This is a genomic window from Desulfovibrio sp. Huiquan2017 (genome assembly GCF_017351175.1).
Taxonomy (GTDB): Bacteria; Desulfobacterota; Desulfovibrionia; order Desulfovibrionales; family Desulfovibrionaceae; genus Pseudodesulfovibrio.
The window spans coordinates 40,206-58,510 of the sequence record NZ_JAFMPN010000023.1; the positions used below are offsets into that span (position 1 = coordinate 40,206).

At 62.4% G+C, this 18,305-nt stretch carries 17 protein-coding genes and 1 riboswitch; of the genes, 7 read left to right on the forward strand and 10 right to left on the reverse strand.

The genetic code is table 11. From position 1 onward, the window contains the following. The first annotated feature begins 2 nt into the window (after window positions 1–2). Window positions 3–1,241, forward strand: a complete 1,239-nt coding sequence (locus J0909_RS17380; RefSeq protein ID WP_207264856.1) for an inorganic phosphate transporter — start codon at window positions 3–5, stop codon at window positions 1,239–1,241. A 45-nt stretch (window positions 1,242–1,286) separates the two neighbouring features. Continuing rightward, entirely contained in the window at window positions 1,287–1,961 is a 675-nt protein-coding gene (locus tag J0909_RS17385; RefSeq protein ID WP_207264857.1) for a DUF47 domain-containing protein, read from the forward strand. Window positions 1,962–2,050: 89 nt separating this feature from the next. On the opposite strand, the gene J0909_RS17390 is transcribed toward J0909_RS17385, so the two are convergent. Further along, on the reverse strand, window positions 2,051–2,503 hold the full coding sequence (locus tag J0909_RS17390; RefSeq protein WP_207264858.1) for a YbaY family lipoprotein: 453 nt from the start codon (window positions 2,501–2,503) through the stop codon (window positions 2,051–2,053). 283 nt (window positions 2,504–2,786) lie between these two features. Here J0909_RS17390 and J0909_RS17395 point away from each other — a divergent pair, with 283 nt between their 5' ends. Both J0909_RS17395 and J0909_RS17400 read left to right on the forward strand, forming a co-directional pair. Then, window positions 2,787–3,110, forward strand: a complete 324-nt coding sequence (locus J0909_RS17395; RefSeq protein WP_207264860.1) for a tetratricopeptide repeat protein — start codon at window positions 2,787–2,789, stop codon at window positions 3,108–3,110. A 2-nt stretch (window positions 3,111–3,112) separates the two neighbouring features. Next, window positions 3,113–3,805 (forward strand): HD-GYP domain-containing protein, encoded by a 693-nt coding sequence (locus J0909_RS17400; RefSeq protein WP_207264862.1) that lies wholly within the window; start codon window positions 3,113–3,115, stop codon window positions 3,803–3,805. Between the two features lie 182 nt (window positions 3,806–3,987). Here the strand turns inward: J0909_RS17400 and J0909_RS17405 are convergent, their stop codons facing one another. From J0909_RS17405 to J0909_RS17430, 6 genes are all read right to left on the reverse strand, one after another. Then, window positions 3,988–4,863, reverse strand: a complete 876-nt coding sequence (locus J0909_RS17405; RefSeq protein WP_207264864.1) for an Mrp/NBP35 family ATP-binding protein — start codon at window positions 4,861–4,863, stop codon at window positions 3,988–3,990. A gap of 111 nt (window positions 4,864–4,974) precedes the next feature. Then, window positions 4,975–5,172 (reverse strand): NifB/NifX family molybdenum-iron cluster-binding protein, encoded by a 198-nt coding sequence (locus tag J0909_RS18485; RefSeq protein ID WP_286182123.1) that lies wholly within the window; start codon window positions 5,170–5,172, stop codon window positions 4,975–4,977. 311 nt (window positions 5,173–5,483) lie between these two features. Continuing rightward, window positions 5,484–6,815, reverse strand: a complete 1,332-nt coding sequence (locus J0909_RS17415) for a sigma-54 interaction domain-containing protein (RefSeq protein ID WP_207264868.1) — start codon at window positions 6,813–6,815, stop codon at window positions 5,484–5,486. Window positions 6,816–6,933: 118 nt separating this feature from the next. Then, complete coding sequence (locus tag J0909_RS17420; RefSeq protein WP_207264870.1) at window positions 6,934–7,941, reverse strand: alpha/beta hydrolase family protein; 1,008 nt, start codon at window positions 7,939–7,941, stop codon at window positions 6,934–6,936. A 108-nt stretch (window positions 7,942–8,049) separates the two neighbouring features. Next, window positions 8,050–8,709, reverse strand: coding sequence for a hydrogenase nickel incorporation protein HypB (gene hypB, locus J0909_RS17425; protein WP_207264873.1), 660 nt, complete (start codon window positions 8,707–8,709; stop codon window positions 8,050–8,052). A gap of 15 nt (window positions 8,710–8,724) precedes the next feature. Further along, a complete protein-coding gene (locus J0909_RS17430) occupies window positions 8,725–9,081 on the reverse strand; it encodes a hydrogenase maturation nickel metallochaperone HypA/HybF (RefSeq protein WP_286182124.1) in 357 nt (118 codons plus the stop codon). A 212-nt stretch (window positions 9,082–9,293) separates the two neighbouring features. Continuing rightward, window positions 9,294–9,441: riboswitch (FMN riboswitch) on the forward strand. 128 nt (window positions 9,442–9,569) lie between these two features. Between J0909_RS17430 and ribB the strand changes: the two genes are divergently transcribed. Further along, window positions 9,570–10,304, forward strand: coding sequence for a 3,4-dihydroxy-2-butanone-4-phosphate synthase (gene ribB, locus J0909_RS17435; RefSeq protein WP_207264891.1), 735 nt, complete (start codon window positions 9,570–9,572; stop codon window positions 10,302–10,304). Window positions 10,305–10,393: 89 nt separating this feature from the next. Here ribB and J0909_RS17440 read toward each other — a convergent pair whose 3' ends face one another. Next, window positions 10,394–11,065 carry a DUF6946 family protein gene (locus tag J0909_RS17440; protein WP_207264875.1) on the reverse strand — a complete coding sequence of 224 codons (672 nt, stop codon included), beginning with the start codon at window positions 11,063–11,065 and terminating at the stop codon, window positions 10,394–10,396. A 163-nt stretch (window positions 11,066–11,228) separates the two neighbouring features. Between J0909_RS17440 and ilvD the strand changes: the two genes are divergently transcribed. After that, window positions 11,229–12,890 (forward strand): dihydroxy-acid dehydratase, encoded by a 1,662-nt coding sequence (gene ilvD / locus J0909_RS17445; protein ID WP_207264877.1) that lies wholly within the window; start codon window positions 11,229–11,231, stop codon window positions 12,888–12,890. Between the two features lie 63 nt (window positions 12,891–12,953). Here ilvD and J0909_RS17450 read toward each other — a convergent pair whose 3' ends face one another. Beyond that, window positions 12,954–13,658, reverse strand: a complete 705-nt coding sequence (locus tag J0909_RS17450; RefSeq protein WP_207264879.1) for a substrate-binding periplasmic protein — start codon at window positions 13,656–13,658, stop codon at window positions 12,954–12,956. A gap of 551 nt (window positions 13,659–14,209) precedes the next feature. Between J0909_RS17450 and J0909_RS17455 the strand changes: the two genes are divergently transcribed. Next, a complete protein-coding gene (locus J0909_RS17455; RefSeq protein WP_207264881.1) occupies window positions 14,210–16,066 on the forward strand; it encodes a methyl-accepting chemotaxis protein in 1,857 nt (618 codons plus the stop codon). Window positions 16,067–16,307: 241 nt separating this feature from the next. On the opposite strand, the gene J0909_RS17460 is transcribed toward J0909_RS17455, so the two are convergent. After that, a complete protein-coding gene (locus tag J0909_RS17460) occupies window positions 16,308–17,498 on the reverse strand; it encodes a pyridoxal phosphate-dependent aminotransferase (protein WP_207264883.1) in 1,191 nt (396 codons plus the stop codon). Between the last annotated feature and the right edge of the window lie 807 nt (window positions 17,499–18,305).

Sequence of the window (18,305 nt, forward strand, 5' to 3'; positions counted from 1 at the left end):
CGATGGATATCTACGATCTGTTTCTATACATGTCCGTGGGGGCCGGGTTCCTCATGGCATTCAACCTCGGGGCCAACGATGTGGCCAACTCCATGGCTTCGGCCGTGGGAGCCAGAGCCATCACGGTCAGACAGGCCGTGTTCATCGCGGGTTCCCTGAACTTCGTGGGCGCGGTCTTCCTCGGGTCCCATGTGACCGCGACCATCAGCAAGGGGATCATCAACCCCGATGTCATCGCGGACCCGAAATTGATCATGATCGGCATGTTCGCCTCGCTCCTGGCGGCCGGGCTGTGGGTTTTGGTGGCCACGCTGACCTCGCTGCCGGTTTCCTCCACGCACTCCATCGTCGGGGCCATCACCGGGTTTGGGCTGGTGGCGGGCGGCCCGGACGTGGTCAACTGGCTCAAGATGGGCGGCATCGTCCTGTCCTGGATCATCTCTCCCTTCTTTGCCGCGGCCATCGCCTATTTCATCTTCACCCACATCCGGCGGTATATCCTTTTTCAACGGCATTTCGTGCATCAGGCCAAAAAATGGGCGCCCATCTGGGTGGCCGTGACCCTGTCCATGATCTCCCTGTCCTTCCTGTACAAGACTCCGGTGGGCAAGTCCCTGGGGCTGCACTGGCTGGTTTCGCTGTCCATCGCCGCGCTGCTTTCCCTTCTGGCCTGGGCCGTCGCTCGCCATTTTGTGGGCAAGTTCGTCCTGGATCAGGAGGAGGGCGCCGAGGGCGTGGAACGAATCTTCCGCAAGATGCAGGTCGGAACATCCTGTTACGTGGCCCTGTCCCAGGGGGCCAACGACGTGGCCAACGCCATCGGGCCGGTGGCGGCCATTTACCTCATCGCCAAAGAGCACATGCTTCTGGCCAAGGCGGACGTCCCCTGGCCCATGCTCGTCCTGGGCGGCATGGGCATCGCCGTGGGCATCGCCGTCCTCGGCCACAAGGTCATGGGCACGGTGGGCGAGAAAATCACCACCTTGACCAACACGCGCGGCTTTGCCGTTGACTTCGGGGCCGCCTCCACCGTATTGGTCGCCTCCAATCTCGGCCTGCCGGTGTCCACCACCCATGCGGCGGTTGGCGGCGTGGTCGGCGTGGGCCTGGCGCGCGGCTTCTCGGCCGTGGATTTTCGGGTCCTGCTGCGCATCGTCGCCTACTGGGTGGCCACCGTCCCCATCGCGGCCCTGACCAGCATTGTTATCTTTGTGCTGCTCAAATGGTTGTGTTACAGCTAAATTACATACATATTCGCAACAACCCTTTTCAGTAGAGGTCACCATATGACATTGAGAATCCCCTTCTTCGGTCTGCTCGGAAGCCGCTCTCCCATGGAAGGGCTGGTCGAGCACTACGACAAGATCGCCGAATGCATCGCTGCCATCGACGAATCCCTTGAGTGTTACGTGTCCGGCGGAGTGTGCCGCGAGTTCAAGGAGTTGACCAAGGCCATCGACGAGATCGAGAACCACGCCGATTCCATCAAGCGGAACATTCGCAACCACTTGCCCAAGGGGTTGTTCATGGCCGTGGAGAAACACCTGTTCCTGTCCTACACCAAGAGTCAGGACAATGTTCTCGACGCGGCCCAGGACGCCTTGCATTGGCTGGGCATGCGCCCGGTACCCATCCCCGAGGACGTCCAGAAGGACCTGATCTACCTCTTGGATTCCGTGGCCAAGTGCACCGTGCTCCTCGGACCGGCCTTGAAATCGACCATTGGCCTGCTCAACGGCGAGTCCCTGGACCGCGAGGGCACCAAGGAGTGCTTCCGCAAGGTCCGCCGGGAGCGCGACGAGGTTCGCCATCGCAAAAACGCTCTGGAAAAGAAAATTTACGGCAAGGACATCGACTTCAAGGACATCTACCAGCTCCTGCATTTCGTGGATTGCCTCGACAACATGGGGCACAATACCGAGAACTGCGCCGAGCTGCTCCGATCCATGATCGCCCGATAGCCCCTCGGGCTGCGCCCGTCCCCGCACGACTGTTAATAAAAAGGCCCGACGCAAAGCGTCGGGCCTTTTCTTGTCCGTTGCTTTCGCAGCTAGCGCCGGACCATGGTCACCGTGATCTCCACGGGCTTGTCCTTGGGCCAGGTCAGGGGGTCTATGCGCATGTCGCCGGAAAAGAGCACCTGGCCGTTAAACTCGATGCGCGCCGAGATCGCGTAGTGGAGCTGCTTGACGATTTTTTCCGGGTCGTAGCTGAAGACCGCCTTGAAGGGCGGCGCGGCTTTGATCGGCAGGAACGCCTTGGCCTCGACGTTGTCGTCGGGGTTCAGCCGGGAGATGTTGACCAGCTCCACGAACAGGGTGCAGCCCGGCGGCAGGAGCATGCGTTCGCGGTAGGAGACCGAGATCTTGAGCGCGGCCATCGAGCTCGGCTCGCTATCGGGCGCGGGCGTGTCGGACGATGTGGTCCGGCAACCGGGCAGGGCGACCAAGGTCAGGAAAATGGCCGCCAGGACGGGAAGGAAACGGACGGATGTGCGGGACATGTACGACTCCATGTTTGCGGCATGCTACGCAATTTTGCGCCAATGCGCCAGTGGAACGCGGCGGGTCGGAAAGCGAAGCGGAAAAGATGCGGATTTTTCTTGATATTGAAAATCAACTTCAATAAAGTGCACCCATGGCGACCAACCCGATCATGATGCAATTCGTTGTCCGGCCTGGGAAAGTCTTTTCCGGGGGGGAGGGATGCCGTCCGTTGCGCGGCCGATGTACCGGCCGGTCCGCATCGTGCGCGGCCGGAATCCATTTAACCCGAAGGAGAAAATCATGAGCACGTTGAAACAACTCGGCATCCTCAATCGAGACGGCATGCGCGCCTGCAACGAAGGCCGTCCCGGCGACGCCCTGTTCCAGTTGACCCAGGCCGACAGCCTGGCCCGGAGCCTGAATTCGCCCCTGCACGAGGCCAAAGTGCGCAACAACATGGCCCTGGTCTACCAGATGTCCGGCAAATACGCGGAGGCGCGGGTCAGCTTCCGCATCGCAGCCAATCGGGCCGTGGAGGGCGGAGGCGAGGACACCGGCCTGTACCGGGCGATCATGCGGAATCTGGATTCCCTGACCGTCCAGGCCAAAGAGAAGGCCGCCTAGCCATGGATGTTTTTCGCTTGGCCTCGGCGGCGGCCGTTCCGCTGCCGAGGCCGTCCGCCCGGCGATCGGACTCCGGCCGTCTCATAACCACAGCCCTGCATCAACTCGCCGAGTCCCTGGGCAACGCCATCGACGCCAAGGACCCGCACACCTCCATGCACTCCGATGAGGTGGCCGAGATCGCCCTGGCCCTGGCTCTGGCCATGGGGCTCTCCCCGAGCCATGCCTCGGTCATCCATGTTGCCGGGCATCTGCACGACATCGGCAAGATCGGCGTGCCCGACTCGGTGTTCAGGAAGCGGGGGCCGCTCACCGACGACGAATGGCGGGCCGTGCGTCAGCACCCCGAGGTCGGGGCCGCCATCCTCGAACCCGTGGCTGCGCTGCGCGAGCTCGGCGTGGTCGATATGGTTCTCCATCATCACGAGCGATGGGATGGGAAAGGCTATCCCCACGGCCTCGAAGACGTGGCCATCCCACTCGGCGCGCGCATCATCAGTGTGGCCGATACCCTGTCCGCCATGCTCCAGGACCGGCCCTACCGTTCATCTCTGGGCGTGGACCACGCCTGCCGCGAGATCGTCCGTTGTTCCGGCTCCCAGTTCGATCCCTGTGTGGTCCGCGCCTTCAGCCGTTCCCCGGGCAAAATTCTCCGTCTCCTCACTCCCGGGGCGGGAAACGGCATGAAGGTTTGACTGAATCGGGGGGTGATGCGGATGGATTGGTCGATTTTCGCCGAGGCAAATCCCGGCGGCCGGGCAAGGGGAGCGTGTCGCCGTCCGGCCTGAATGTTTCGCGGCGCCGCATCTCGGAGGCGGAAAAAGACAAGGGCCTGGAGCGGTGTGCGCTCCAGGCCCGTGTTATCTCAACTTCTCGACTACGCCTTGGGCGGGTCGGGGAGGGCGAGGATGGGGGCGATGACCTGTTCCATGGCTTTGCCGGTGGCGGTATCGCGGTGGACCTTCATGAAGGGGTAACCCTCGTCGCCGGAGTCGGCCACGGCCGGGTCCAGGGGGATGCGTCCGAGGAACTGGACGCCCGATTCCTTGGCCAGATCCTCGCCGCCGCCGGACTTGAAGATGTTATGCACCTTGCCGCAGTCGGGGCAGGCGAAACCGGACATGTTTTCAACGATGCCGAGCACGCGGTTGCCGACTTCGCCGACAAAGGACACGGACCGGCGCACGTCATCCACGGCCACGCCCTGGGGGGTGGTGACGATGACGGCCATGGCCGTGGGGCCCAGCGTCTGGAGAGTGGACAGGGGCTCGTCGCCGGTGCCCGGGGGGCAGTCGACGATGAGAAAGTCGAGATCGCCCCACATGACGTCCTCAACGAATTGCTTGATCAGGCCGATTTTGACCGGACCGCGCCAGATGACCGCCTGGCGGTCGTCCTGGAGCAGAAAACCCAGCGACATGACGGACAGGTTCTTGCTCCACGGCACGGGTTCCATGACCTGGTCTCCGATGTGGGGCTGCTTGCCCTTGAGCGAGAGCAGGCGCGGCACGCTGGGGCCATGAACATCCACGTCAAGCAGGCCGACTTTCTTGCCGGCCAGGGACAGGGCCACGGCGATGTTGGCGGCCACGGTGGATTTGCCCACGCCGCCCTTGCCGGACATGACCACGATCTTGTGTTTGATGCGGCTTAGGGTCTTTTGCAGTTTCTGATCTTCGGGCTTGTCGCAGCCCGTGGTGCTGGTACAGGTTCCGTCAGGCGAGGCGGAGGCACATCCTTCACAACCACTCATATTGTTCTCCTGAAAACGGCGACCCGAAGCCGCCTTGGAAGTGTTCATAGAGCCCGGACCGGCGAACGGCCGCGGTCGGGTTCAAGAGAAATAACCACAGTGGGAGAAATGTCAAACCGATGCCCCCGGCATGGTCAATTCGGCCAGTTGGCCGTGGAGAAATCCGTCGAGCACCTGGTCCTCGGAGCCGGTCAGCCAGGGGATGACCGTGATCCCGGCTTTTTCCAGGGCGTGACGGGTGCGGTTGCAGATGGCACCGCACAAGAAAATGGTTACCCCGCAGGCCAATATGGCGGATGTCCTGTCCATAGGGTCCTTTGAGGGAAGGGATAGGAGGCCTGCGGGGTAAGATTTTTTATCGCGTATTTCAAATAACTTGTATCCGTCCGCATTTTCGCACACGGAGGCCAGTCGGTCCTGGTAGCACGCCAGGCAAATCAGCTTGGCGGAATCCGTTCTCATCGTTTCACTCCAAAAAGTCCGGTGGAACCCGAACCGATTGCTTTACCTTTGAGCATGGATCATGCCAAATAAAATACCTTTGTAAATCAATATGTTATACATGCAGCAAAAGATTCTATGGACGAATTTTACGCCATATAGTTGTGGCGTAGGGCGAATTATTCGCCCGGTGCGGGCTCGGCCAGGAGGCGCCGCAGGGTATCCTTGGTGATGCCCAGTTCGCGGCTGGCGGCCATGCGTTTGCCGTTGTTGCGGCGTACCGCCTGGCGGGCGGCGCGCCGCTTGATGGCGTCCATGGTCCCGCTTAGCCCGGCGGACGCGGCCCGGCGTCCGGCCTTGGGCTGGAGATATTCCGGGAGGTGCTCCATCTGGATGAACCCGTCGGGGCAGAGGATGAAGGCGTATTCGAGGATGTTTTCCAGCTCGCGCACGTTGCCCGGATAGTCGTGGCGCATGAGCACGTGCAGGGCGTCCTCGCTGACGCCCTTGATGGCCTTGTTGCGCAGCCCGTTGAACTCTTCGAGGAAGTGGTCGATGAGCAGGGGCAGGTCCTCCTGACGTTCGGTCAGGGGCGGCAGGGTCAGAGTGACCACGTTGAGGCGGTAGAACAGGTCCTGGCGGAAGGCCCCTTCGGCCACGGCGTCTTCGAGATCGCGGTTGGTGGCGGCCACCACGCGCACATCGGCATGGACCGGGGCCACGCCGCCCAGCGGTTCGAAGGTCTTTTCCTGGAGAAAGCGCAACAACTTGACCTGAAGGTTGCGGGGCATGTCTCCTATTTCGTCCAGGAAAACCGTGCCGCCGTCAGCTTGTTCGAACCGGCCCGGCTTGTCCGTGCGCGCGTCGGTGAAGGCGCCCGCCTTGTAGCCGAACAGTTCGGATTCCAGGAGGGCGTCGGGCAGGGCTCCGCAGTTTACGGCCACGAACGGGCCGTCCTTGCGCGGGCTCAGGGAGTGGATGGCCCGGGCGAAAAGCTCCTTGCCCGTGCCGCTTTGGCCGAGCAGCAGGGTGGTGGCTTCGGACTGGCTGATCTGCGGCAGAATGCGGAAGATCTTTTCCAGGGCCTGGCTTCGGCCCACGATGTTTTCGAAACGGTAGATGTCCTTGGCCTGCTGCCGCGAGACATGGATATCGGTCAGGTCGCGGAAGGTCTCCACGCCGCCGATGACCACACCGCGCCCGTCCTTGAGGGGCGAGGCCGAAATGGAGATGGGCAGGGTGGTGCCGTCCGAACGGACGATGAAGATGGACTTGTTGACGATGCGCCCGCCCTGGCGCAGGCACGACCGGATGGCGCACTGGCCGTCGCACAGGGACGAACGGAACACGTCCCAACATTTACGGTTCAGGGCGTCGGCCTCGGATATGCCGGTGATGCGTTGGGCGGCCTCGTTGAAATAGGTCACGTTCCAGTCGGTGTCCACGGTGAATAGCCCGTCGGCGATGGAGGCGAACACGGCCTCAAGCGGCAAGTCTTTGGGAAAGGGCATAGCGTCACCCTACAGCCGGGCGTTCGGCTTGCCAATAAAAACCGGGCGAAAAATTCGCCTGGCAGCCAAGGAGGCCGTCCCGTGGAGGGAAAGGAGTCCGAAGCGTCCGACCGCGGAGCTAGTCGGCCTTCGGCTGCATGAAATCCGCGATGTATCGGTAGAGCCTTTCATGGATGTCCCTCCGGTCGCTCCCGTAGTCCATGCAGACGAACTGCGCGTCCTCCTCGGCCAGGATTTTCAGCGCGCCGGGCTTGCAGATCTGCATGAAACTGAAGTGCGAGGCCTGCGCTATTTCCCGGTAGGCGATGTTGGACGGTAAATCGGGCAATCGGGGGTAGAAGTGGGTGGAGGGCGGAATGTTCTGGTCCTTGCCCGCGCCGATGATCAGGACCGGGATGGTGATGCCTTGAAGGGACTGCGGGGTAAACGACTCGACGAATCCCGGCGCGATGGCCACAGTCTTGGTGAAGCGCGCATCTCTCAGGCCCTGTTCGGCCAGGCTGAAGTCCCGGTCCGTGAGTCCGGTTAGGACGGGGCGAAAATAGCGGCATGACCCGTCCTGGTTCGCCGCACAGAAATCGATGAAGCGGCGCAGGTCGAGCCGGGCGCCGGCCAGGGCCAGAGCGCTGTATCCGCCAAGGGAATAGCCGACCGCGAAGACCCTGCCGGGATCGATGTCGTCCTTGAACCGGGAGCGCAGCATCTCGTCCACCAGGAATCCCGCGTCCAGGGGCTGGTCCCAGGCGCGGAGGATCGAGACCGGGGTCGCGTCGCCCGAGGTGTATCCCGGATGGTTTGCCGCGCAGACCACGGCCCCGTTCTCCGCGAGGCGGGCCGCCAGCCAGGAGAGGTTTCTCCAGTTGCCCGTGGTGCCGTGGAGCAGGATATACAGGGGATACTTCCCGTGCCGTATGATGCCGTCCACGACGGCGTCGTGCCCTTCGAACACCGCGTTTTCCGCATGGCGCGCAACAAGGCCGCCGTCGCAGGGATACCAGATGTGGGTTTCAAGCGTCCTTCCCCGCCGGGCGTCGTTGAAGGTGGTTTTGACCATGCCCACCCCAGCCTGCGCGGGGGCGATCCAGAACACGCACAGGACCAGTGCGAGGAGCGTCGACCTGTTCATGGGGTTCTCCTTGGCGGTTTGCCGGAGCATAGGCGAGGCGTCGCGGAGGGGTAAAGAAAAAAGGCCGCCCTAATGGGCGGCCCCGGGAAAAGCGGTTTCGCGGTGGATCTACAGCTTTTCGGCGCGCTTCTTGCGAAGCCAGGCGTACCATTGCTCCATGTTTTCGCCGGTGCGGGCGGAGATGGGCATGACCTGGATGTCCTTGTTCAGCTTCTTGGCGTGGGCCTCGGCCTTGTTCAGGTCGAAGTCCACGTAGGGCAGCAGGTCGGTCTTGTTCAGGAGCATGACCGCGGAAATGTGGAACATGAACGGGTATTTCTCGGGCTTGTCGTCGCCCTCGGTCACGGACAGCAGGGTGACCTTGTAGTCTTCGCCCACGTTGAATTCGGCCGGGCAGACCAGGTTGCCCACGTTCTCCACGAAGAGGATGTCCAGTCCGTCGGTGTCGATGGCCTTGAGCGCGTCCATGACCATGCCGGAATCCAGGTGGCAGCCGCCTTCGGTGTTGATCTGCACGGCCTGGGCGCCGGTGGCGGCCACGCGCTGGGCGTCGTTGTCGGTCTGGAGGTCGCCTTCGATGACGGCCATCTTGAACTCGTCCTTGAGGTCGGTCAGGGTGCGTTCGAGCAGAGTTGTCTTGCCCGCGCCCGGCGAACTCATCAGGTTCAGGCAGAGGATTTTCTTGACCCGGAAATTATTTTGCAGCTCGTCGGCCAGGCGGTCGTTGGCCTCGAGGACGTTGCGGACTATGGTCACTTCCTTGGACATGGTCACTCCTTGTCGTTATTGCTGGTCGTCCACTTCGATGGAGTCGATGAGCAGTTCTTTCCCTTCCAGCACCGTGTGGCCCAGCAGGGCCTCGCACTTGGGGCAGGGCATGCACCGGGTATGGTCCGGGCTGAATACCTCGCCGCATTCGCCGCAGGCCACCTTTACGGGCACCTCGATGATTTCAAGCTCGGCCCCGTCAAATTCGCCGCCGGGAATGAGCGCTTCCCAGGCGAATTGCAGGGATTCCGTGACCACTCCGGCCAATTGGCCGTTTTTCAGGGTCACTTTCGTGAGCTTCTGGCCGTCGTATTTGACCATCTCTTCGCGCAGGATGCCGAGGATGGATTCGACAATCGACATTTCATGCATGGCTGAGAGCACTACACCGAAATACCGGCGGGGGCAAGACGGCCGGCGCCGTTTTTCCACGTGTCGGACCGTTGAAACAGCCGCCCTTCCAGCTGGAAACCTCCATGTATCCGGTCGGTTGCGCGCCGCTGCGCGGCAAGGTTTAAAAACCCCGCCGAAAAGTGCCGGTATTGGTTGACTTGGCGGTCAGTTCGGCCTTATGGCTAAAGCCAACTTGTTCTCAGGGCGGGGTGGAAGTCCCCACCGGCGGTGATCTGGCTTGCCAGTGAGCCCGCGAGCGCCCCTCCGGGTGGAGGGGGACCAGCAGACCCGGTGCGAATCCGGGGCCGACGGTAACAGTCCGGAATGAAGAGAATGAGGCAGTCCAGCAATCCCTTGCCCGGCGTTACCCCGCCGTGGACAGTGGTTGCCGCGGCGGGTGCCTGTGCGTCCGTTCGCCTGTCTATGCGCCCTGATTCATTCATAATCCTTAATCAAGGAGATTCATGATGGATCAGCCAATCCTCAAACAGTTCGGTGGCCCGATTTCGCGGGTCGAGAAAGCGCTCAAGGCCCTTCGCAAGGGGCAGGGCGTCCTGGTTACGGACAATGCCGACCGGGAAAACGAAGGCGACCTCATCTTTGCCGCCGAGACCCTGACCGTCCCCCAGATGGCCATGCTCATCCGCGAGTGCAGCGGCATCGTTTGCCTTTGCCTGACCGAGGCGAAGATCCGATCCTTGGGTCTGCCCATGATGGTCGAAAACAACACCAGCGCGTACAACACGGCCTTCACCATCTCCATCGAGGCGGCCGAGGGCGTGACCACCGGCGTGTCCGCGGCGGATCGGGTGACCACGGTCAAGGCGGCCATCGCGCCCGATGCCTCGCCCGCGAGCCTGAACAGCCCGGGTCACGTCTTCCCGCTGGCGGCCCGGCCGCGCGGCGTGCTCGAACGCGGCGGCCACACCGAGGCCACCGTGGACTTGAACCGTCTGGCCGGACTGTCGCCGTGCGGCGTGCTCTGCGAGCTGACCAACCCGGACGGGACCATGGCCAAGCTGCACGAGATCGTGGCCTTCGCCATCAAGCATCAAATGGCCATGTGCACGGTTCAGGATATCATCGCCTACCGCGAGCACATCGGCGACATCGACGCCGAGATGGTCATGCCCGAGAACGCCTCGGCCGTGTCCAAACCGACCATGATGTTCCCCCGCAGCACCTTCGCCACGGGCCGCTAGGCCATAGACCGACAACCTCAACCTTCTCCTCCTGAAAAACGAGGCCCCGGCAGTTTTCGCCTGCCGGGGCCTTTTCCGTCGTTCGCCCGTCAGGGCGCGGCGGGTTGGCCCGTGGCCCATCCGGCGTACAGGGGGACCGGCGTGGTCGTGGTCAGTGGATGAAGCCTGCCGGGCTTGGCCGCGACGCCGTAGAGGGCGGCGAAATCCGCGTACTCGTCGAACCGCTGTCGAACCGGGCTGAAGGAATGGATCAGCAGGATCGCAGCCCGGGCGTGGAAGCGCTCGGCCTCGATGAGGGCCGATGCCGCGCGGTGCAGGAGCTGGTAGCGCACGGGTTCCGGCGGTCCGCCGGGCAGCCCGAGGGTCTTCAACAGGTGGGCCAAACGTTGCCGCTTGCCGGGGGAGGCGTCTCGTAGCCAGTGGCCCAGAGTCGGGCCGAAGGCCTCGGATGCCTTGCCCTCGACCATGATCGCGGCCAGTCCCGCCCGGTTCCGGGCCAGGACGAAGAGGTCGTTTTGCGACGGCCGGCCGCCGCCGGGCAGGGCCACGGCGTATTCGGGGATGGCCAGGACCATGTCCAGATCCGCGAGGGCCGGTTCGCTCCCGAGCAGGGCCGCGACTTCCGGGGGCCAACCCGAGGCGTTCTCCCAGGCCAGGGCCAGTTCCAGGGCCGAGTGCCCGTTTTTCCAGTGCCTGTCGGGCGCGGCCAGGAGCGCGCGCCAATCTTCGGGGGAAAGGGTGGGACGGAAAATTCGGTGCATGGGTATCGCTCCTTGAAGGGGGGTCACGCTTCCCTTCCCTTACGGACATACGGGCTTGCCCAAAAGCGCGCAACAGGGGGCGTGGAAAGTGAAAAACGTTGACAGGCTGCCCCATCGGTAGTGAACTGGCTGCCCGAATTTCCGTAACCCGAGAGGTATTTCGATGCGTAGCAAGAAGATGACTGGTGGATTGGAGAAGGCCCCGCACCGTTCGCTGCTGTATGCGAGCGGGTTGACCAAGGAAGAGATGGACAGGCCCTTGATCGGCGTGTGCAATGCCCAGAACGAGATTATCCCCGGTCACGTGCATTTGGACACCATCGCCGAGGCCGTCAAGGCGGGCATCCGCATGGCGGGCGGCACTCCGCTCGAATTTCCGTCCATCGGCGTGTGCGACGGCCTGGCCATGAATCACGAGGGCATGAAGATGTCCCTGCCCAGCCGCGAGATCATCGCCGATTCCGTGGAGATCATGGCCACGGCGCATCCCTTCGACGCCATCGTCTGCATTCCCAACTGCGACAAGATCGTGCCCGGCATGCTCATGGCCATGCTGCGCCTGAACATCCCGGCCGTGCTCGTGTCCGGCGGCCCCATGCTGGCCGGGCACAAGAAGACCTCGGATCTGATCACCGTGTTCGAGGGCGTGGGCAAGGTCCGCGCGGGCATGATGACCGAGGAAGAGCTGGAGGAGTACACCGCCGGGGCCTGCCCCACCTGCGGTTCCTGTTCGGGCATGTTCACGGCCAACTCCATGAACTGTCTGGCCGAGTCCATCGGCCTGGCCCTGCCCGGCAACGGCACCATTCCGGCGGTCATGTCCGCCCGCACCCGGCTGGCCAAGAAGGCGGGCATGCAGGTCATGGAAATGCTTGAGCGCAACATCCGGCCGCGCGACATCGTCACCGAGAAGTCCGTGCACAACGCCGTGACCATGGACATGGCCCTGGGCTGTTCCACCAACACCACTTTGCACCTGCCCGCTCTGTTTGCCGAGGCCAATCTCAATCTTTCCCTTGAGATGTTCAACGAAATTAGCATGAAGACGCCGAACCTGTGCAAGCTCGCCCCGGCCGGTCCGCATTATATGGAAGACTTGAACGAGTCCGGTGGCATCCCCGGCGTCATGTCCGAGCTGGTCAAGAAGGACTTGCTCAACCTCGACGTCATGACCGTGACCGGCAAGACGCTGGGTGAGAACCTGAAGGACCTGGACGCGCATGTGACCAATCACGAGATCGTCCGGCCCATCGACAACCCGTATTCCCAGGAAGGCGGCATTGCCATCCTGTACGGCAACATCGCCCCCGAAGGCTGCTGCGTGAAGCAGTCCGCCGTGGCCCCGGAAATGATGCGCAATACCGGCACGGCGCGGGTCTTCAACAGCGAGGAGGAAGGCGTGGCCGCCATTCTGGGCAATGAGATCAAGCCCGGCGACGTGGTCGTCATTCTCTACGAAGGGCCCAAGGGCGGCCCCGGCATGCGCGAGATGCTCACGCCGACCTCGGCCATTTCCGGCATGGGCCTGGGCGAGTCCGTGGCGTTGATCACCGACGGCCGGTTCTCCGGCGGCACGCGCGGCGCAGCCATCGGCCACATTTCGCCCGAGGCGGCTTCGGGTGGCCCGGTGGGCCTGATCCGCGAAGGCGACAGGATCGAGATCGATATTCCGGCCCGCAAGATCAACCTGCTGGTGGACGAGGCCGAACTGGCCGAGCGCAAGAAAACCTACAAGCCCGTGGTCAAGGATGTCCAATCGCCGTTTTTGCGGCGCTACGCCAAGCTGGTCACCTCGGCCTCGCGTGGCGCGGTCTACGAGAAATAGCCGGGCGGAACACGCCAATGAAGAAGCCGGTTCGGGGTTGCCCGAACCGGCTTTTTTTCGTGCTCAGCGTCCCGCCCCGCGCCACGGGATCCGCTCGTCCATGGGCGGTTCCATGCCTGGGTACCAGCGGTGCAGGATCGCGGCGAAGGTCCCGTCTTCGCGCATGGAGCGGAAGGCCTGCCGCCATGCGGTTGCGGTGTCGGACGCGGTCTTGGGCGACAGGGCCAAATACAGGTCCACTTCCGTGAGTTCGAAGACCGGCTCGAAGTTGTCCGGATTGACTCCCGCCGCCTCGGACATGGCCGCCAGCCCACTGTTGCTGCCCACGATGAGGTCCAGCCTGCCGTATTCCAGCTTGCGGTAGTTGGTCGCGTTGTTCGCGGATCGCTCCAGATTGGTGAAGCCCAGAGACATAAGGTAATGGTCCCGGGCGTCGTCGATGTAGGTGCCGATGGACCGGACCTTGCGCGCGTCGTCCAGGCTGTTGATGGTGATGCCAGATCCCTTGCGCGCCAGGAAATACCACTTCACGCGGAAGATCGGTCCCACCCAGTGGAAATGCTCTTCCCGCTCCCGGGTCCGGACGACCGGACACAGGATTACGTTCGGCCTGTCCTGGGCCACGTTGATGGCCCGGGCCCAAGGCATGAGCTCGATGGGCGTCTCGGTTCCCGTTCGGTGCATGATTTCCCGCACGATATCCACCGCCCATCCGGCTGATTCGCCGTCCCGGTTCATTGCCGCCAGCCCGAGGGGTTCGACGAGCACTCGGAGATCGCCGGATTCGGACGCCCAGGGCGTGCCCGGGAGCAACAGGAGGCCCGACGCGAGGAGGCATGCCGGGAAGAATCGTGAGAGGAATCGCATGGGCTGACGAATACCAGGGAAATGATTTTCCCGCATCCGTAAATTACGCGGTGGGATGCCCGACCCGAAAACGAGAAAGGCCTCCTTGCGGAGGCCTGTGATTTTCTCGGTGCAAAAGAAGGAAGATACTTTCTTTATAGCATCGATCGTGCCAGGACGATGGTAGTGGTGGATAAAATTTTTTTATCCTTTAATATTAAAGTATTAGATGCTAGCTATTGGCCCGTTCTCGAGCGCCATTTTGTCGGCGCGCGGTACAAGAATTTTGCTTTTCCCGCCCGAAGCAGGGCAGGGGGCCAAATTTTTAAACCGGCTGTCTTCATGATGCAATACGCGAAAGCTATATCGCGATCACATTGTTTTTATGAATGTTTTGTGAAGATCAGGAAGCTGTGACTAAAGACTTCAAAGCGCATGTGTGATATGTAGGTCTTAACCAATAGGGGGAAATCATGAAGCTTTCTGATATCGGGATCGGCCAGCGACTGGTTTTCATGCTGGCGGTGCTTATGTTAGCGCTGGTTGCTTTTTTTCTGGTGTCCGTGTCCTTCGGGACCCAGGCCTTGACAGTGTCCATCGTGGACAGAACGCTCAGTCAGAACACGCGCAGCGTCACCGCCACCCTGGACGGTTGGATTGATGACCGCATGCGTTTCCTCGGCCTGATGGCGAGCGCGGACGAGATCGTCCAAGCGGCCTCGGGCGGAGATTGGCGACCGGCCGTCGCCTGGCTCCAACGGGCCAAGGCCAAGGATCCGATGCTCGAATCCCTGTTTGTGCACGACGCCAAGGGCATCAGCGTTGTCACCACCAACACGGACGGCCGGGGCAAGGACTACAGCTCCCGGCCCTACTACAAGGCCATCATAACCGGCGGCCAGGATGAATACATTTCCGAAGTGACGCTGTCCCCGGCCACCAACCAACCACGCATCGCCTTCGTCCACGCGATCAAGCAGGATGGCCGGACCGTCGGCTATGTGGGCATGTCCGTCCTGGGCGAGGCCTTTTCCGATTACCTTTCTCCCATCAAGGTCGGCGACAGCGGCTACGCTTACATGTTCGACGCCGAGGGCAAGATCCTGGCCCATCCCGACACCTCCCTCATTTTCAAGGATCTGAGCAGGTTCGATTTCATTCAAGAGGGGCTGCGTCGGAAGAACGGCTTTATCGAGTACGAATGGAAGGGCGCGATGAAGTACATGGCCTTCGGCCAGGTCAAGCGCACCGGTTGGATCGTGGCCCTGAGCGCCGAGCGCTCCGATTTCCTCCATGAGGCCGAGCAGCTCGAAAACCGCCTGATCGTCGGGGGTGCCGTGGCCCTGCTTGTCATCCTCGCCGTGGTCTTCGTGGTCATCCGCAAGCTCGTCTCCACGCCTCTGGCCGCCATCGTGGAAACGTCGGAGCAGGTCAGTCGAGGCGATTTGTCCGTAGATTTTTCCGGCCGGTTCAGCGGAGAACTGGCCCGGCTGCGCGACTCCTTTGAAGCCATGGTGGGCAGTCTCGGTCGGGTCGTCCATGACATCCAGACCGGGAGCGAAAATGTGGCCTCCGGGGCCGAGGAACTTTCCGCCACGGCCCAGACCCTGGCCCAGGGCGCTACGGCCCAGGCCGGAGGCGTGGAACGGCTGTCCGGGGTCATCGAGCGGATGAGCGAGAGCATCAGCGCCACCGCCGCCAACGCCAAGGAGACCGAATCCCTGGCCGCGCAGGCCGCCAATGACGCCCAGGCTGGCGGCGAGGCCGTGGCAGAGGCCGTCTCCGCCATGGGCGATATCGCCGAGAAGATCTCCATTATCGAGGAGATCGCCCGCCAGACCAACCTCCTGGCTCTCAACGCCGCCATCGAGGCTGCCCGCGCGGGTGAGCACGGCAAGGGGTTCGCCGTGGTGGCCGCCGAGGTGCGCAAGCTCGCCGAACGGTCCGGCTTCGCCGCCAACGAGATCGGCGAACTGTCCGTTTCGAGCATGAACGTGGCCAACCGCGCCGGTGAGATGCTCGCACGCCTCGTTCCGGATATTCAGAAGACCGCGGAGCTCATCCAGGAAATCACCTCCTCCACCCAGGAGCAGAACTCCGGCACCGCCGACATCAGCGCCGCCACCACGGAACTCGACCGCGTCATCCAGCAAAACGCTGCCGCTTCCGAAGAGACCTCCTCCACCTCCGAGGAGCTCTCCAGTCAAGCCGTTCAACTTCAACAGACCGTCAGCTACTTCCGGCTGCGCCGGGAAGCGTCCCGAGATCGGGCCTCCACGCAGGACATTTTGCCGGGCGGGCCGGACGAAGGCGCTTTCGAAGAGTTCTGATCCCTTCCTCTTGGGAGCACCAGGCGCGTTTCGGCAACGGAACGCGCCTTTTTTGCGGGCTGAAACGGAAGACGAAGGGGGGATTTGGCGTTGCGGGGCGCTTCGCTGTGGGCACCGGATGATTCGCAAGCAGGCAAGGTCCCCGCGCATCCCTCTTTGCGCCTTGCGGGCGTATGGGCAAGCACAAAAAAAGTGCGGACGCGCGCAACGCGTCCGCACCTGTTGCCGTATCGGCGGTCGGTTATTTGAATTTGGCCATGGCGGCGGTGAAGCCCGCCTGGGAACGGGGGATGATTTTGTCCTCCACGGAGAAGGACAAGCGGAAGAAGCCGGGGTAGCCGAAACCGGATCCGGGCACGGCCAGGACCTTTTCCTCCTGGAGCGCGGCGCAGAATTTGACGTCGTCGCCGCCCGGGGCCTTGGGGAAGAAGTAGAACGCGCCCTTGGGCATGGTGTACTCGTAGCCCGCGTTGTCCAGGACTTTGGCCATGGCCTTGCGGCGGCGGTCGTAAACGGAGATGTCCACGCCGGAACCGAGCGCCCGGGCCATGAGTTTCTGGGCCAGGGCCGGGGCGTTGACGAAGCCGAGGATGCGGTTGGCCAGGGTTACGCCGCCGACCACGGTGTCCATGTCCTCCATGGCCGGGTTGACCAGGGCGTAGCCGATGCGTTCGCCTGCCATGGACAGGTTTTTGGAGAAGGAAGAGCAGACCACGGTATACTTGTAAATCGGCAGCAGGCTCGGCACCTTCACGCCGTCGAAGGCCAGGAACCGGTAAGGCTCGTCGGCCAGGATATAGATGGGCCGTTCGCGCTTGGCGTTGTGCTTTTCAAGGATGGCCGCCAGTCCTTCGAGAGACGCCTGGTCGTAAACCGCGCCCGATGGGTTGTTGGGCGAGTTGAGCATGACCACGCGGGTTTTGTCGGTAATGGCCTTGTCCATGGCCTCCAGATCGAGCTGGAAGGTCAGGGGCTTGGCCGGGACCTGGACGAGTTTCGCGCCGTGGTTCTCGCAGTAGAAGACGTATTCCACGAAGAACGGGGCCGGGGACATGACCTCGTCGCCGGGTTCGAGCACGGCCCGGAAGAACGAGTTCAGCGCTCCCGCCGCACCGCAGGTGATGACCAGGGCCTCGGGCGGCACGTCTACGCCTTGTTCTCTGGAGACCTCGGCGGCCAGCTTGGCGCGCACGTCGGGGTAGCCGAAGTTGGGCATGTAGCCCATGAAGAAAGGCTTGTCCGCGTCTTTCGCCAGTTCCAGGAGCCCCTCCTTGATGGCGGGCGGCGGCGGCAGGTCCGGGTTGCCCAGGCTGAAGTCGCAGATCGCGTCCTCGCCGTATTTCTTCTTCAGGGCAATGCCCTCCTCGAACATTTTGCGGATCCAGGAGGACCGCTCCATGTATCCGGCTATCTGGCTGGAAATAAGCTGCATGGGAAAACTCCTTGGAATTCAGGTGAAGCCACGACCTTATGACAACCGCCCCCCACTTGCAATACGTGAGGGGCGTCCAAACGGCCGGGATCGCTTCTTCACGAGGGGGAGGAAATTGCCTGGCGCGGGCTTGGGAAGAGCGCCTTTTGATGTCCGCGCCTCCGCGTCGGGGGTTCGGGTTGTTCTCCTTACATTGTTGTTTCGCCTTTCCGGCGACTTCCTTTTTTGCTGGCGCAGAAAAAAGGAAGCAAAAACTGCGCTGCGGTGCTGCCGCGGGGAAGCGACCCCAAGAGCCCGTAGGCGGCTTCCGCTGGTTTGATAGATGTCTGCTGCGCAGACTCGATCAAAGCCGCGCTTCAGCTCGCCGAACACGGGCTCTAGGGGTCGCTTCCGATTGGTGTCCTGCGTAAGGGGATCGGGTGGGTGTAGTTAACCCTGTTTTGAAGAGGTGGGTCGCGGGAACTTGTCCGCGCCTCCGGGGCCAGGAGAAATTAGGGTTGTTGGCGGGCGGTTGGGCCGCGCTTTTGCGTCGGGGCTTCGGGTTGTTCTCCTTACATTGTTGTTTCGCCTTTTCGGCGACTTCCTTTTTTGCTGGCGCAGAAAAAAGGAAGCAAAAACTGCGCTATTGGTGCTGCCGCGCGGACGCGGCCCCAAGAGCCCGTAGGCGGCTTCCGCTGGTTTGATAGATGTCTGCTGCGCAGACTCGATCAAAGCCGCGCTTCAGCTCGCCGAACACGGGCTCTAGGGGTCGCTTCCGATTGGTGTCCTGCGTAAGGGGATCGGGTGGGTGTAGTTAACCCTGTTTTG